The sequence below is a fragment of the Photobacterium angustum genome, from assembly GCF_003026365.1.
Lineage (GTDB): Bacteria > Pseudomonadota > Gammaproteobacteria > Enterobacterales > Vibrionaceae > Photobacterium > Photobacterium angustum.
Window position 1 is genome coordinate 34,952 of the sequence record NZ_PYOM01000007.1, and the last position, 14,823, is coordinate 49,774.

Annotated in this window: 15 protein-coding genes; 8 read left to right on the plus strand and 7 right to left on the minus strand. The window is 38.5% G+C overall.

Annotation, left to right across the window (positions count from 1 at the left end; genetic code table 11):
* Nucleotides 1–15: 15 nt before the first annotated feature.
* Nucleotides 16–873 carry a pyridoxal kinase PdxY gene (pdxY, locus tag CTN01_RS08770; RefSeq protein WP_045150562.1) on the minus strand — a complete coding sequence of 286 codons (858 nt, stop codon included), beginning with the start codon at nucleotides 871–873 and terminating at the stop codon, nucleotides 16–18.
* 633 nt (nucleotides 874–1,506) lie between these two features.
* Between pdxY and CTN01_RS08775 the strand changes: the two genes are divergently transcribed.
* Complete coding sequence (locus CTN01_RS08775) at nucleotides 1,507–1,707, plus strand: hypothetical protein (RefSeq protein ID WP_006644747.1); 201 nt, start codon at nucleotides 1,507–1,509, stop codon at nucleotides 1,705–1,707.
* Nucleotides 1,708–1,942: 235 nt separating this feature from the next.
* On the opposite strand, the gene torA is transcribed toward CTN01_RS08775, so the two are convergent.
* The 4 genes from torA to CTN01_RS08795 form a co-directional block, all read right to left on the minus strand.
* Nucleotides 1,943–4,429 (minus strand): trimethylamine-N-oxide reductase TorA, encoded by a 2,487-nt coding sequence (torA, locus tag CTN01_RS08780; protein WP_045150561.1) that lies wholly within the window; start codon nucleotides 4,427–4,429, stop codon nucleotides 1,943–1,945.
* Complete coding sequence (locus CTN01_RS08785; RefSeq protein ID WP_045128115.1) at nucleotides 4,429–5,559, minus strand: NapC/NirT family cytochrome c; 1,131 nt, start codon at nucleotides 5,557–5,559, stop codon at nucleotides 4,429–4,431. Before CTN01_RS08785 ends, torA begins: the two co-directional genes overlap by 1 nt.
* Nucleotides 5,560–5,857: 298 nt before the next feature.
* Nucleotides 5,858–6,238 carry an AzlD domain-containing protein gene (locus CTN01_RS08790; protein ID WP_005366279.1) on the minus strand — a complete coding sequence of 127 codons (381 nt, stop codon included), beginning with the start codon at nucleotides 6,236–6,238 and terminating at the stop codon, nucleotides 5,858–5,860.
* Between the two features lie 14 nt (nucleotides 6,239–6,252).
* Nucleotides 6,253–7,029 (minus strand): AzlC family ABC transporter permease, encoded by a 777-nt coding sequence (locus CTN01_RS08795; RefSeq protein WP_045128114.1) that lies wholly within the window; start codon nucleotides 7,027–7,029, stop codon nucleotides 6,253–6,255.
* Between the two features lie 26 nt (nucleotides 7,030–7,055).
* Between CTN01_RS08795 and CTN01_RS08800 the strand changes: the two genes are divergently transcribed.
* The 4 genes from CTN01_RS08800 (at nucleotide 7,056) to CTN01_RS08815 (ending at nucleotide 10,043) form a co-directional block, all read left to right on the plus strand.
* Nucleotides 7,056–7,322, plus strand: a complete 267-nt coding sequence (locus tag CTN01_RS08800; protein ID WP_045150560.1) for a hypothetical protein — start codon at nucleotides 7,056–7,058, stop codon at nucleotides 7,320–7,322.
* A 31-nt stretch (nucleotides 7,323–7,353) separates the two neighbouring features.
* Nucleotides 7,354–7,734: a Rid family detoxifying hydrolase gene (locus CTN01_RS08805; protein WP_107342142.1), complete on the plus strand. Its 381-nt coding sequence runs from the start codon at nucleotides 7,354–7,356 to the stop codon at nucleotides 7,732–7,734.
* 46 nt (nucleotides 7,735–7,780) lie between these two features.
* On the plus strand, nucleotides 7,781–9,070 hold the full coding sequence (locus CTN01_RS08810; RefSeq protein ID WP_045131148.1) for an L-cysteine desulfidase family protein: 1,290 nt from the start codon (nucleotides 7,781–7,783) through the stop codon (nucleotides 9,068–9,070).
* Between the two features lie 313 nt (nucleotides 9,071–9,383).
* Nucleotides 9,384–10,043: a helix-turn-helix transcriptional regulator gene (locus CTN01_RS08815; protein ID WP_080890348.1), complete on the plus strand. Its 660-nt coding sequence runs from the start codon at nucleotides 9,384–9,386 to the stop codon at nucleotides 10,041–10,043.
* Between the two features lie 461 nt (nucleotides 10,044–10,504).
* Here CTN01_RS08815 and CTN01_RS08820 read toward each other — a convergent pair whose 3' ends face one another.
* Both CTN01_RS08820 and CTN01_RS08825 read right to left on the minus strand, forming a co-directional pair.
* Complete coding sequence (locus tag CTN01_RS08820) at nucleotides 10,505–10,885, minus strand: AzlD domain-containing protein (protein WP_045083192.1); 381 nt, start codon at nucleotides 10,883–10,885, stop codon at nucleotides 10,505–10,507.
* 14 nt (nucleotides 10,886–10,899) lie between these two features.
* Nucleotides 10,900–11,664: an AzlC family ABC transporter permease gene (locus CTN01_RS08825; RefSeq protein WP_045083193.1), complete on the minus strand. Its 765-nt coding sequence runs from the start codon at nucleotides 11,662–11,664 to the stop codon at nucleotides 10,900–10,902.
* Between the two features lie 337 nt (nucleotides 11,665–12,001).
* Between CTN01_RS08825 and CTN01_RS08830 the strand changes: the two genes are divergently transcribed.
* The 3 genes from CTN01_RS08830 (at nucleotide 12,002) to CTN01_RS08840 (ending at nucleotide 14,591) form a co-directional block, all read left to right on the plus strand.
* Complete coding sequence (locus CTN01_RS08830) at nucleotides 12,002–12,382, plus strand: Rid family detoxifying hydrolase (RefSeq protein ID WP_005366276.1); 381 nt, start codon at nucleotides 12,002–12,004, stop codon at nucleotides 12,380–12,382.
* 46 nt (nucleotides 12,383–12,428) lie between these two features.
* Nucleotides 12,429–13,718 (plus strand): L-cysteine desulfidase family protein, encoded by a 1,290-nt coding sequence (locus tag CTN01_RS08835; RefSeq protein ID WP_045083194.1) that lies wholly within the window; start codon nucleotides 12,429–12,431, stop codon nucleotides 13,716–13,718.
* 219 nt (nucleotides 13,719–13,937) lie between these two features.
* The gene (locus tag CTN01_RS08840) at nucleotides 13,938–14,591 is read left to right on the plus strand and encodes a helix-turn-helix transcriptional regulator (protein ID WP_045149095.1); all 654 of its coding nucleotides are present in this window, start codon (nucleotides 13,938–13,940) and stop codon (nucleotides 14,589–14,591) included.
* Nucleotides 14,592–14,823: the final 232 nt, after the last annotated feature.

The following is a 14,823-nucleotide window of genomic DNA, read 5'->3' on the forward strand; positions in this document are numbered from 1 at the left end:
ATTGTTAGTGATCACTTAGTTAATTTCACTGACCGGAAAATTTTCACTTGGTGATACGATTTCATCTTGTGCTGCAATGGTTTGTAATTCCCATTCGCCACGTTTATGTGTTTCTTTTAACACCGCGTAGCAAGCATTATGTGCATGTTCAAAAGCCTGTTCTGGTGCCCAGCCTTTCAATAGTCCTGCAGTAAATAATGATGAGATCAAATCACCCACACCAACAGGTTGTTTGTCAAATTTAAGATGTGGACGTTGCGCAAGGAAACAACCATTTTGAGTTGCTAGCATCATCGTAAACTTATCATCAGATATACTGTGTAAGTGCTTAACAAGTACCATTTTAGGCCCCATTGTTAAGGCTTTTTGACATGCAGTAACAGCATCAGCAAGGTTATTGATTTCCATGCCGACAAATTGGCTTAGTTCGAATTGATTCGGCACGATGGCATCAGCAATAGGCATTACGTCATTAATCAGGTAATCAGCGATACCATCTGCAACAATACAGCCTTTTTCTGGGTCACCCATAACAGGATCACAGATATAAATTGCGTTAGGGTTGAGTTGTTTTACTTTTTTCACTGTGTCGATAATAGCAAGACATTGGCTTGCGCTACCTTGGTAGCCAGTTAATACAGCTTCACAGTTTTTTAATTGTTCAATACCTTCAATACCAGCAACTAATTCACTAATGTCGTCACCAGAGAATGCCTTACCTGTCCAACCTTCTTTATATTGAGTGTGATTAGAAAACTGAACAGTATGCAGTGGCCATACTTCAAAGCCCATACGCTGCATTGGGAAAACAGCAGAGCTATTTCCTGCATGACCATAAACAACATGTGATTGAATAGATAGAATGCCTTTCATTGAGGTTCCTTATTAACCTTAGGTCTTTTAAGCATACTTTACTCTTGCTTATATAAGAATTCTAATCATTTTATATCGTAATTATTCCTTGCATTTATGCAGAGTAAAAAATAGACGATTATTGATGTCATTATTTAACTTATTAAAAATGAGAGTGTGTGATTTTTAATTGAAAGTTGTTTTATTATAGGTTTTCCCTCTGTTTTTGTTTGATTTTTGACCATTCTATGGTTTTTATAATAAATAAAAAAAGATATTTTTTTGATTTAAAAACAACAGCTAAGGTTTTTCTTCAGTGGTTATCCACAGTTTTTTACAAAAATCTGTCATAAAAATATTTACAGAATAAAAAATAGCGTTTAATGTCTATCTCGTCTGTTACTCGGACCTCATGTGTTTTTTAAATCAAAACGTCATTTCTAACATTGTTATTCGTTATTGTTGCAAACGAAAGGCGCAATGATCGGCTAAAAGAAGGGTGATCTTTTAGCTCAGAAGTAGTAGGTCAATGAGTAAAACGATAATTACCACAATTATTATTAATTGGTGGTTTTAACTATTCGATCTCAAATTGATAGCCACAAACAAAACCGCTCATTTAAAGCGATGTTTGGGCTGAAAGGAAATATAACTATGACTTCACAAACAGGTATTATTCGTAGCTTCAATCCAGTAGAAAAGATTGGCTTAATTACAAGCGATCTTGGTGGCGATATTCGTTTTGACGCATCTCAAGTATGCAGTCATTCACAGCCTTCATCTGGTAGTATGGTTGAGTTTTCTCTAGACGATTCAAGCAATAAGCTAAAAGCAGTAAAAATTCGTTTCATCTAAAAACGATAAATTATGACTCATACTCTTTATAGATTATGAGAATAACATTCAGCCTAAGAAATAATATAACTATTATATCTTGGGCTGTTTTGTTTTTATTTGATGATGAAATTTAGTTAGTGATAAGTTTGAATTTATTAATTTTAAATATAAAACTTTAAAAGTAAGGTTTCATATTTAAAGTGTAAGATAAAAGCCCTTGATGATTATTTATCAAGGGCTTTAAACTTAAGTATTAAGCACCACGTGGAACGGCATGTGCTGTATTTTCGGGGGCTTTTCCTTGATATTTTTCAATCTCAAGTTGAGCCATATGGCCACAGTTACCTTGTGCTAACTGCGAGCTGCCAACATCAAAAGTTAGAACGTTAATACAACCGTTTCGACATAAACCACCTTCTTTACCAGGGGTTGCCGAGTCATACCAAGCACCTTCACTTACACGAATAACGCCAGGACGAATAGCATCTGATATTTTTGCGCCAACAAGGATCTGTCCACGATCGTTAAATGCACGGACTAAATCGCCATCAGCAATACCTCTTGCTTTCGCATCGCTTGCATTGATTAAAATTGCTTCACGGTTAGCTACAGCATATTTATCACGCAGAGGAGTATTGTCTAATTGTGAGTGTAATCGGTTTGTTGGGTGTGCTGTATTTAGCGATAAAGGGTATTTCTCCGCAATATCAGCTTTGTACCACTCTTTTGGTTCATACCATTTAGCGTGAGGAGCACAGTCGGCATAGCCCATTTTTTCTACTGTATCAGAGTAAATCTCAATACGACCAGATGGTGTACCAAGTGGATTTAACAGTGGGTTCTCTCTGAAGTCTGCGTGGCGTATCCACTTTTGATTAGCATCAGGAATAGGGAAAGTAATATAGTCATTGGCTTCCCAGAACATGCTAAACGGCGGCAGTGGGACACGATTCGCACGTGCCTGTTTCGCCATTTCATCGTACATACCCTTGATCCACTGCATCTCCGTTTTATTTTCGGTAAATGCGGCTTTCACACCTAGTTTTTCGGCAATACCACTGAAAATATCAAAATCACTTTTTGATTCAAATTGTGGCTCTACCGCTTTATGCATAGGGAACACATAACGTTGAGAGTAGTCACCACCCATATCGATGTCATTACGTTCGTAACTTGTTGTCGTTGGTAACACAATATCGGCATGTTTCGCTGATGCTGTCCAGTATGGCTCATTCACGATGATGGTATCTAGTGTTTGCCACGCCTTTAACAAGTTATTAGTGTCTTGGTGTTGGTGGAAAGGATTACCGCCAGCCACATATACCATTTTAATTTCAGGGTAAGTAACACTCTTACCATTAAATTGAATGGTTTTCCCTGGCTCTAAGATCGCTTCAGCAATACGCGCTACTGGAATTGGGGCAGGGCTACCTTTTGGTGCTTTACCTGCGTTAATACCAGAAATAATACCGCCTTTTGCTGTTGGGCTACCACCTGAAGAGTAGTGATAACTAAAGCCAAAACCACCACCAGGTAGTCCGATTTGCCCCAGCATTGCGGCTAGAGTCACCATCATCCAGTGTGGCTGCTCACCATGTTGTTGACGCTGCATTCCCCAGCCAGCCATTAACATAGTGCGGTTTTTAGCAAATTCATGAGCTAGCATTTTGATCGTTTTGGCATCAATACCACTGATCTCTGCTGCCCATTCGGCAGTTTTTGGCGTGCCGTCACTTTCACCTGTCAGGTAAGGCACAAATTTATCAAAGCCTTTGGTGTAATGCTCAAGGAACTCCTTATCGTACAGTTCTTCTGTATATAAGGTATGAGCAATACCAAGCATCATTGCCACATCAGTATATGGACGAGGGGCGATCCATTCTGCATCCATGAAGTCGACGGTTTCATTTCTGACTGGATCGATCGCAATAACACGCGTGCCTTTTTCTTTTAGAGCTTGTAAGCCGACTTGTCCTTCGTGATCCGGCACGTTCCATGCGTTTTTCAGGGTGACCATTGCATTAAAGCCCCAAAGAACAACCAGCTCGCTACTTTCGATAATCACAGGCCATGTGGTTTGCTGCTCATATACTTCCATTGAGCCCATTACATGGGGCATGATCATCTGAGCGGCACCTGTTGAGTAGTCACCAGCATAGCCAAGGAAACCACCATTTAGGTTCATTAAACGCTGTAGTAGGGTACGGCTGTTGTGGAACATGCCAGTACTTTTCCAGCCATATGAACCCGCATAAATAGATGATGGGCCGTATTGCGTTTGCAAACGGGTAATTTCATTGGCAACAAGTTGATTTGCTTTATCCCAGCTAACACGAACCCATTCATCACTGCCGCGCTTTTCTTTACCTGCACCCGGACCGCCTTCAAGATAGCTCTTTCGTACCATTGGATATTTGATACGGTTTTTAGCATGTACTTGATACGGTGCCATTTTGATCAGTTCGTTAGGGTATGGATCATCAGCAACAGGAACTACATCAACCATTTTTCCATCTTTAACGACTGCTTGAAATGCTCCCCAGTGCGCTGATGTTAAGATACCGTCTTGCGCTGTTTTGGTATAAATAAATTGCGGTAATGCTTGTTCAATTGCTTTTGCCAATGCTGTTTTTGGTAGCAATGTCGACATTAAAGAAACACCACCAATTGCAGCCGCTCCCTTTAAAAAACGTCGACGGCTCCATGCTGGTTCGTTAATTTGTTGGTTATCTTTAATCATTATTTTTCGCTCCCAGCCATATCACTAGCGTGTTTCTGAACATATTGAGTAAGCATACGGCTTTGCTCTTTGGTTAAAGAGGTGCGCGTTTCCATTGCTTTAATAACTCCAATCCATTGGTTGGCGTTGTAGTGATCAAGTGCGGTCAAGCCATGACAACCAGTACAGTTTGAATTCATCAAATTAGACGAATATGCCCAAAGAGGTTCTTCACTGTCGACAAAGCTTTGATTATCAGCCCAGACATCTAAACTGACTTTATGCCAGACCAGCCCGGTTGCAGGATCCGTTTCTGTCCCGTTTTCTTTTAAGGCTTTTTTAGAGTCATCACTTAGCAACGCAGAGATGATACGTTTGCCTTTCGCAGCATAAATGACGGAATCTACGCCATCTTGTTGCCAGCCAGATATGGTTGCTTGAACGCGATTGCCTTCACGAGAAATAACGTCAACTTTGGTGCTTGGCATTAAGTTACCTTGGTTGTATTCGTCATCTTTTGTCATGAAGAAAGGTTGAGTGGCAATGCTGTATAGTTCAGTTGCAGAAGGTGAGCTTGATGCTGCAGCTTTTGACAATTCATCCGCACCAGCTTGTGCTTTATCTGTTGTATCAGGAAGTAAATGAGCAATACCCTTATGACAATCAATACATGTGCTGCCGTCAGACATCGCTTGTGTATGCATTTTTTGAGCTGCTGGACGTTGCTCTAAGATACTCATAGCATTAAATTCATGACAACTACGACAAGCCGATGAATCTGTTTCTTTCATCTGATCCCAAACCGTTTGTGCCATTTCACCACGGTGCTGCTCGAATTTTTCATCGCTATCAATCTTGCCTGTAATGAATTCATGGTAGATATCTTTACTTGCACGGATCTTAGTAATTAAGTAGTCAATTTTTCCTGTCGGTATATGACAGTCAGCACATTCTGCACGAACGCCATGCTCATTCTGAAAGTGGATTGTTCCTTGATATTCAGCTAAAGGTTTTTGCATAGAATGGCAGGAAATACAAAACTCTGTATCTGATGTTTTATGAAGAACGGTTTGAGTTGTTGCTAAGGTTAACCAACCGACTCCCACACCTATGGCGAGGAGAAGTGCAGCGGTACGTTTTTTAAATTTCATTGAACCTCACATTGCAAACTGTTTGTTTAAGTTGTCTGTGCAACTTTTAAAAAAAAACCGCATTTTATAGAAAATTAAGTCAAATTATAAATATTTTTATAAATAAGCTCGAAATATTTAAATGTTTTATTAATATGTGAATAAGTTGCTGGTTAAATGACTGATTGTGACGGTGCCTCGCTGTTAATCATTTGTAGATATATTGGGCTGCCCCAGTTTTTAGATAAAAAAAATCCTATGCAAATGATTAATAAGCACAGGATTTTTGTATGAAATAAAATGGTTTACTTTATTACGATTACGCCATGAAATGCGTTAAGAACTGGGTAATTGGTTCTAAGTAATTTTGGAAGATAACTAATGAGATTAAGCCACTAATTACTACCCAGATCAGGCCAAAACGTAGGCTAACAATAGTACAAACAATCGCTGCGAGTACTTTTGGGTTTTCAAGGTTAAATGCAAAGTTTGAACCTTTACCTAGAATTTCTACTGCAATGATTGCTGGCAATACTGTTACTGGAACAAAGCGTAATGTCTTTTTAAAACGCTCTGACATATTAAAACGTCCAGCCATACCAATAACAGAGAAGCGAATCAAAAATGTCGCTACAGCCATCACCAAAGATAAGTAAATTACAAATTCGTTACTTAAAGCGATATGTGCGTGAGAATCCATAATAGTAGCCCTTATTATTCAGCGATTGCGTTAATTGGTTGAGTGTTGTTTTGCTCTTTATCTTCTTTTTCAATTTCGTGACGAACTTCTTCTTTTAGCTCGGCTTCCATACGCTCAGTTGATAAATCCATTTTGTAGCCTGCGTACACACCAACGACAGCTGCTACAACTAAACCGAGTGAGTAAGGAAGACCTGAAAGTAGGATTCCTGTTACTGTCGCGACTACGGCAGCAACAATACATTCACGATTTTTAACTTGTGGGATAACAATAGCAATGAAGGCGGCAACCATTGCAAAATCTAAACCGTAATCAGCAATATGAGGGAAAGATGAGCCAATAATCGCACCACAGAAATCAGCAACAACCCAGTTAACCCAAAAACCAAACATTGCCGCTAAATAAAACCAATGACGACCTGGTTTCTCATGTTTCATTTCACCAACGGTTGCAGCATATACCTCATCGGTTAGGCCGTATGCCATTAGTGCACGTGTTGGCATTGAGTATTCTTTTACATATTCAGATAGTGACGCGCTATATAGAACGTGGCGTAAGTTAATAACAAAGGTAGTTAACGCAATCACAATCAATTCAGTTGAGGATTGCACTAGACCAAGAGCAACCATCTGTGCAGAACCTGCAAAAACAGTCAGTGACCATAACGTACTTTGTAGAACGTCCATACCAGCGTTAATACTGATAGCCCCTACAATAAATGAAAATGGAAATGCCCCTACGCATAGCGGGAAGATTGCCTTTAAACCTGCTTGTATAAGTTGTTTTTTCATGTTGCGCCTATTTGGTGTGTCGTTAAATGAAAAAAAAATTGCAATTAAGCGATGTAATTATCTTTTTTCGCTGCTTTCTTTTGCTGCAAATATATTTTAATGCAACATTTTATTCAATCATTTTTATTACTAATATATTAACATCTCGTCATATAGTGGCGATTTTTGACATTTATGTGAAAATTGTTGTTTTTAATCAGTGGTTTGTGTTTTCTGTTTCATTTTTGAAAAAATTGATCTTGAAATTAAATGCAAAAAAAATTGCAAGATTTGGTTTCTTGGGGTTAAAATAAATTTGAATTTTCGATAGCGGGATAAAAAATCATGACAAAAGTAATCACATCTAAATCAGCACCAGACGCAATTGGCCCTTACTCTCACGGTAATGCATTTGGTGAACTAATTTTTACTTCTGGTCAATTACCAGTATGTAAAGAGAAAGGTGGCATTGTGAATGGTGGTATTGCAGAACAATCTCGCCAGTCATTAGTTAACTTACGCTCTGTTCTTGAAGCGGGCGGCGGTGATATGGATACGGTTTTAAAAACAACATGTTACCTAGCAAATATTGAAGACTTTGCTGCTTTCAACGCAGTTTATGCTGATTTCTTTAAAACAGAATGCCCTGCTCGTAGCTGTTTCGCAGTGAAAGATTTACCAATGGGTGCGCTTGTAGAAATTGAAGCGATTGCACACCGTAAATAATTAAATCTGCGTTTAAGAATAAATATAAAACCGTTAGGGGTTACACATGAAGACACAATGGCAGCAATACAAAAACATCATCAATTCAGTAGTTAAACCGGCATTTGGTTGTACAGAGCCTATTTCAGCGGCTTATGCATCAGCTGTTGTGGCAGAGTTACTTGGTCGAGCTCCTGAAGAGTTAGACGTGAAAGTTTCAGATAACCTGTTTAAAAACTCAATGGGTGTTTTTGTTCCTGGCACGGGTCGTATTGGTTTACCTATTGCTTCAGCAGCAGGTGCTATTGGTGGTAACCCTAACGGTGGTTTAGAAGTTCTGGTCAACATTACGCCAGAGCACGTAGAAACAGCACAACAACTGATTGATGCAGGAAAAGTAACTGCAGGTCGTAAAGATGTTGAAGAATTTATCTACTGTGAAGTAACGGCGAAAGCCGGTGATGATGTTGCGACGGTTGAGATCAGCGGTGGTCATACACAAGTAGTTAAGAAGACACTTAACGACAAAGTTGTGTTTGATGCGTCTTCTGATGAAAATACGAGTGAGAAACCAAAATCAACGGCGTCTGTGTGTGAAGGTGTCGATATCTCAATTGAAGGGATTTACGACTATGCAACGAATGTTGATTTTGAAGAAATCAAATTTATTCTAGAAGCACGTGATTTAAATAGTGCCTTATCAGATGAAGGCTTAAAACATGCCTATGGTTTAGAAGTAGGTAAAACGATTCAAAAAAGTATTGCTAAAGGTCTATTTGGCAATGGTTTAATTAACAACATTGTAATGCGCACAGCAGCGGCATCTGATGCTCGTATGGGTGGCGCAACATTACCAGCAATGAGTAACTTCGGTAGTGGTAACCAAGGTATTGCAGCAACTATGCCTGTGGTAGAGGCTGCGAAGCACTACGGTTCTTCTGACGAGCAGCTTGCTCGTGCATTAATCATGAGTCACCTTGGCGCTATTTATATGAAATCATTCTATCCGCCACTATCACCGTTCTGTGGTAATGCGGTAACAAGCTCAGCAGCTGCAATGGGAATGGTTTATTTAGCGGGTGGTAATTTTGAGCAAATGTGTTTTGCTATTCAGAATACGCTAAGTGATACAACTGGTATGTATTGTGATGGTGCAAAATCAACGTGTGCGATGAAAGTTAAAAGTTCAACAAACTCTGCGGTAATGAGCTTCTTAATGGCAATTGAAAATCATGAAGCGAATTCTCAAGGTATTGTTGCAGAAGATGTTGAAACAACAATCCGTAATGTTGGTAAAATGGTGCGATTAGGTATGTCTAATACTGATGCGACAATCATTGATATTATGTCTGCATAATTGACCAACAATTAAAAAAGAGCCATTGCTATCAATCGTGTTTATAACAAGCAGGATTGAGCAATGGCTTTTTCATTGAATTTATACTTCATCGCATACGATAGAATGTTACTTAAAATAAAACTGAAACTATAAAAAGTACTTATGGCTTATCTAATTTAGAGCACTTGCCGATAAATAATGCCATTCGGTTGATGAATATTAAAATTACTTCGTTTTTTTTATGTAAAATCAAATATTGATAAATTAGCATTGTTATTATCAAGACTATGCCTAATTTACATAGTGCGTTCGATTGATTCGGGAGTGAAAGGTGCAAGAGTTAACTGAAAGTGATTACGATATCCTTCACGCAATGGAGAATATCGTGGATGGTATTGCGGCAATGTGGGGCGAGCATACTGAGGTGGCTCTCCATTGTTTAGATAAGAATAACCCATCAATTATGAAAATTGCGAATGGTCATATTACAGGGCGAGAAGTTGGCGCACCTATCACCAATTTTGCTTTAGTCAAATTGAATGAAGGTAAAGATGTTTCTGATGCTTATATCACTAAGTGCCCTGATGGCAAGACTTTACGTTCTATTTCTACGATCATACGAAATAAAAATAATAAAGCGATTGGTATGTTATGCGTGAATTCAAATTTAGATGCACCATTTCAATCAATGATGCAGAACTTGCTTCCCAATATTCACTCACATTTTGATCATGGTGTAACGGCTGAGACCTTTGCTCGAAACAATGATGAGATGATGCACAGTTCGATTGAGAATGTGCGCGAGCAGGTGACGAATGATAGTACTATTCCGCTTTCCAAAAAAAGCCGTGAAATTGTTACTCGTTTAAACGACTTAGGTATTTTTGGTTTAAAAGACAGCGCGCAAATTGCAGCGAAAGGGTTAGATATATCGATTCATACTATCTATCGCTATTTACGTGAAATACGTGCGCATGCTGAGGTGGTATAAGCCCATTAGTCGAATAAAAAAGCGGCCTCTAAAGAGGCCGCTTTTTTATAGGTAATTATCCAGTCTTCGATTTAGCATTAGGTCCCGTAGTTATACGGTAAATAGTGGCTTATAAGCTCGGCTTTCGTACATGATTAAACATAGTTTATGAGTCTTACTCCATCAGTCAAAAAGTGAAGGTTTTTTGATACGGAAATCATTATTAATACCACAATGATAGAAATCTAATTACTCTTTAATATACTCAATACTCAATACTCAATACTCAATACTCAATACTCAATACTCAATACTCAAATTGATGACTGGCTGCGGTATGAAAATAGCTGTTAATAGTTGAGCTGACTTTGGAGCGTTCTTATAAGGTTTTTATTTGGCGTTAAGTCATGCTGAGATGTAAAAATCCCGAGTGGTAAACTCGGGATTTTAAGGGTGATCAAGTATTAGTTTTTATAACATGACTATGCCATGAAATGCGTTAAGAACTGGGTAATTGGCTCTAGGTAATTTTGAAATAGTACCAATGAAACCAAACCACTGAGCACTACCCAGATAAGCCCAAAACGAAGACTGACGACTGTACAAACAATCGCTGCGAGTACTTTTGGGTTTTCAAGGTTAAAGGCAAAGTTTGAACCTTTACCTAAAATTTCTACAGCAATGATTGCAGGTAATACTGTTACAGGAACAAAGCGTAATGTTTTCTTAAAACGCTCCGACATATTAAAACGTCCAGCCATACCAATAACCGCGAAACGGATGATAAAAGTGGCTATAGCCATGACTAATGATAAGTAAATTACAAATTCATTACTTAGAGCGATATGTGCGTGAGAATCCATAATAATAGCCCTTATTATTTGTGGTTGCTTTGGTTGGTTGAGTGTTTTTGTTCTTTTTCGATTTCGTGACGAACTTCTTCTTTCAGCTCGGCTTCCATACGCTCTGTTGATAAATCCATTTTATAACCAGCGTATACACCAACGATTGCCGCAACAACAAGACCTAAAGAGTAAGGTAAGCCTGATAATAAGATGCCTGTAACGGTAGCAACAACGGCTGCCACAATACACTCACGTTTTTTAACTTGTGGAATAACGATAGCTATAAAGGCAGCTACCATCGCAAAATCTAAGCCGTAGTCAGCAATATGAGGGAAAGAAGAACCAATCACAGCACCACAGAAATCAGCAACAACCCAGTTAACCCAAAAACCAAACATTGCAGCTAAATAAAACCAATGACGACCAGGTTTTTCTTCTTTCATTCCACCGACGGTTGCAGCATAGACTTCATCGGTTAAACCATAGGCCATTAATGCACGTGTTGGCATTGAGTACTCTTTTACATATTCGGATAGTGAGGCACTGTATAAAACGTGGCGTAAGTTAATTACAAAGGTAGTTAACGCAATCACAATTAATTCAGTTGATGATTGAATAAGGCCGAGTGCCACCATTTGCGCGGATCCTGCAAAAACAGTCAGTGACCATAACGTACTTTGTAGTACGTCCATACCAGCATTAATACTGATAGCCCCGACAATAAATGAGAAAGGGAAAGCGCCAACGCAGAGCGGAAATATTGCCTTTAAGCCTGCTTGTATAAGTTGTTTTTTCATGTTGAGCCTATTTAGTATGTCATTTATGAAAAAAAAGTTGCGTGTTTTGTTTGTTTTTATAATGTTTACGCTGTTTCTTCTTTGAGAAATATATTTCAAAACGCCATTTTATTCAAATTTATTTGGATTGATTTGTAAGGTGAAAATTGTTAAATGGTATTTTATCTCGCTCTTTTCTCTTGTATTTTATTGTTTTTGTTTGGTTTTATTATCAGGTGATCGTTTTTGGTTTATTTTCAATCAAAAATGATCGATGATTTATTTGCAATTTAATTTGCAGTTAGTGGATTTGTATGATTAAAATGAATTTGAATTTTCGATAGCGAGATAAAAAATCATGACAAAAGTAATCACATCTAAATCAGCACCAGACGCAATTGGCCCTTACTCTCACGGTAATGCATTTGGTGAACTAATTTTTACTTCTGGTCAATTACCAGTATGTAAAGAGAAAGGTGGCATTGTGGATGGTGGTATTGCAGAACAATCTCGCCAGTCATTAGTTAACTTACGCTCTGTTCTTGAAGCGGGCGGCGGTGATATGGATACGGTTTTAAAAACAACATGTTACCTAGCAAATATTGAAGACTTTGCTGCTTTCAATGCTGTTTATGCTGATTTCTTTAAAACAGAGTGCCCTGCTCGTAGCTGTTTCGCAGTGAAAGATTTACCAATGGGTGCGCTTGTAGAAATCGAAGCGATTGCACATCGTAAATAATTAGATTTGAGTTTAAGAATAAATATAAAACCGTTAGGGGCTACACATGAAGACACAATGGCAGCAATACAAAAACATTATTAATACAGTTGTTAAACCAGCATTTGGTTGTACAGAACCTATTTCAGCGGCTTATGCATCAGCTGTTGTAGCAGAGTTACTTGGTCGCGATCCTGAAGAGTTAGACGTGAAAGTTTCAGATAACCTATTTAAAAACTCAATGGGTGTTTTTGTTCCTGGCACGGGTCGTATTGGTTTGCCTATTGCTTCAGCAGCAGGTGCTATTGGTGGTAACCCTAATGGTGGTTTAGAAGTTCTGGTCAACATTACTCCAGAGCACGTAGAAAAAGCACAACAACTGATTGACGCAGGTAAAGTGACTGCAGGTCGTAAAGATGTTGAAGAATTTATCTACTGTGAAGTAACGGCGAAAGCCGGTGATGATGTAGCAGTAGTTGAAATTAGCGGTGGTCATACACAAGTAGTTAAGAAGACACTTAACGGTAAAGTGGTCTTTGACTTAAGCTCTGACACAAGTTCAGCAGAGAAACCAAAATCAACAGCGTCAGTATGTGAAGGAGTAGATATCTCGCTAAAAGGTATTTATGACTTCGCCACTCAAGTTGAGTTTGAAGAAATTGCATTTATGGTTGAGGCGTATAACTTAACGGTAGCGTTATCAAACGAAGGTTTAGAAAATGAGTATGGCTTACAAATTGGCCGTACTTTTAAAAAGCACATTGAAAGTGGCTTAGTTGGTAATAGTTTAACTAACCGTGCAATTATGCGATCAGCAGCCGCTTCAGATGCGCGTATGGGCGGTGCAACATTACCAGCAATGAGTAACTACGGTAGTGGTAACCAAGGTATTTGTGCATCAATGCCTGTGATTGAATTTGCAAGTCATTACGAAGCAAGCGAAGAGACAATGACACGTGCACTTATCATGAGTCACTTAGCAGCAGTGTATATGAAATCGTTCTACCCACCATTATCACCATTCTGTGGTTGTGCGGTCACAAGTTCAGCGGCAGCGATGGCTATGACTTACCTTGCAGGTGGTACTTTTGAGCAATCTTGCATGGCAATTCAAAATACACTGAGTGATACCACTGGCATGTTCTGTGATGGTGCTAAATCGACTTGTGCGATGAAAGTTAAGAGCTCTACAAGCTCAGCTGTGATGAGTACATTAATGGCGTTAGATTACAATGAAGCTCGTTGTCAGGGTATTGTTGCTGATGACGTAGAAAAAACCATCCGTAATGTTGGTAAAATGGTACGTGAAGGTATGGCAAATACAGACAAAGTTATCATTGAGATCATGTCTGCATAATTGACTAATAATTAAAAAAGAGCCATTGCTATCAATCGTGTTTACAGTAAGCACGATTGAGCAATGGCTTTTTTTATTCGTGGAAACTAACACTTTTTTGATGAATTCTTACTTACTTTCATATTTAAAGAAAAACGTAGATACTCTGGATATATTATTATTGATACAATAATAGCAATGAGATCATTGGGAACGTTATATTCAAATAGGGGATCAAGCGTGAATGAATTAACCGAAAGCGATTACGATATCCTCCATGCGATGGAGAATATCGTTGATGGTATTGCTGCTATGTGGGGGGAGCATACAGAGGTGCTGCTACATAGTTTGGATGCAAATAATCCATCAATTATTAAAATTGCGAATGGTCATATTACAGGGCGTGAAGTTGGTGCGCCAATCACGAATATTGCGTTAGTGAAGCTGAATGAAGGTAAAGATGTTTCTGATGCTTACATTACCAAAAGTCCTGATGGTAAAACATTGCGCTCGTTAACAACCATTATTCGAAATAAAGAAAATAAAGCAATTGGTATGTTATGCGTAAATTCTAATCTAGATGCACCGTTTCAGTCGATGATGCAAAGTTTGTTACCTAATATCCATTCGCACTTTGATTTTGGAGTAACCTCTGAAACCTTCGCAAGAAACAGTGATGAAATGATGCATAGTTCAATTGAGAATGTACGTGAACAAGTTGTCAATGATAGCAGTATTCCACCATCGAAAAAAAGCCGTGAGATAGTAACGCGTTTGCATGAATTAGGCATTTTTGATTTAAAAGATAGTGCACAAATTGCAGCGAAAGGATTGGATATATCTATTCATACAATCTATCGCTATCTTCGTGAAATTCGTGCCCACGAGGTATGATATAGACATTGTGAATGTCCTTTTTAATATGCCTTCAGGTAATTTCTTCGGAGGCGTATAAACCTATTCCAGCCTCCTTTTTTATGTCTCTTGTTTTTAGTCTTAAGTTTTACAATACCAATATTTTCTATTCGTACTTTCCTCCGGTTTTAATATTCTATTAAAATTTTGTTCACATCAAAAAACTCTACAACAAATTTGCGAATTAAGAATATTACTAAAATTGAGAATA

What these genes read in the sequence shown, in the direction of transcription:
- CTN01_RS08785 (WP_045128115.1), bottom strand. Translation starts at nt 5,559, where the DNA reads ATGAAATTTAAAAAACGTACCGCTGCACTTCTCCTCGCCATAGGTGTG.
- CTN01_RS08820 (WP_045083192.1), bottom strand. Translation starts at nt 10,885, where the DNA reads ATGGATTCTCACGCACATATCGCTCTAAGTAATGAATTTGTAATTTAC.
- CTN01_RS08835 (WP_045083194.1), top strand. Translation starts at nt 12,429, where the DNA reads ATGAAGACACAATGGCAGCAATACAAAAACATTATTAATACAGTTGTT.
- CTN01_RS08790 (WP_005366279.1), bottom strand. Translation starts at nt 6,238, where the DNA reads ATGGATTCTCACGCACATATCGCTTTAAGTAACGAATTTGTAATTTAC.
- CTN01_RS08810 (WP_045131148.1), top strand. Translation starts at nt 7,781, where the DNA reads ATGAAGACACAATGGCAGCAATACAAAAACATCATCAATTCAGTAGTT.
- CTN01_RS08795 (WP_045128114.1), bottom strand. Translation starts at nt 7,029, where the DNA reads ATGAAAAAACAACTTATACAAGCAGGTTTAAAGGCAATCTTCCCGCTA.
- torA (WP_045150561.1), bottom strand. Translation starts at nt 4,429, where the DNA reads ATGATTAAAGATAACCAACAAATTAACGAACCAGCATGGAGCCGTCGA.
- CTN01_RS08805 (WP_107342142.1), top strand. Translation starts at nt 7,354, where the DNA reads ATGACAAAAGTAATCACATCTAAATCAGCACCAGACGCAATTGGCCCT.
- pdxY (WP_045150562.1), bottom strand. Translation starts at nt 873, where the DNA reads ATGAAAGGCATTCTATCTATTCAATCACATGTTGTTTATGGTCATGCA.
- CTN01_RS08830 (WP_005366276.1), top strand. Translation starts at nt 12,002, where the DNA reads ATGACAAAAGTAATCACATCTAAATCAGCACCAGACGCAATTGGCCCT.
- CTN01_RS08775 (WP_006644747.1), top strand. Translation starts at nt 1,507, where the DNA reads ATGACTTCACAAACAGGTATTATTCGTAGCTTCAATCCAGTAGAAAAG.
- CTN01_RS08800 (WP_045150560.1), top strand. Translation starts at nt 7,056, where the DNA reads ATGAAAAAAAAATTGCAATTAAGCGATGTAATTATCTTTTTTCGCTGC.
- CTN01_RS08825 (WP_045083193.1), bottom strand. Translation starts at nt 11,664, where the DNA reads ATGAAAAAACAACTTATACAAGCAGGCTTAAAGGCAATATTTCCGCTC.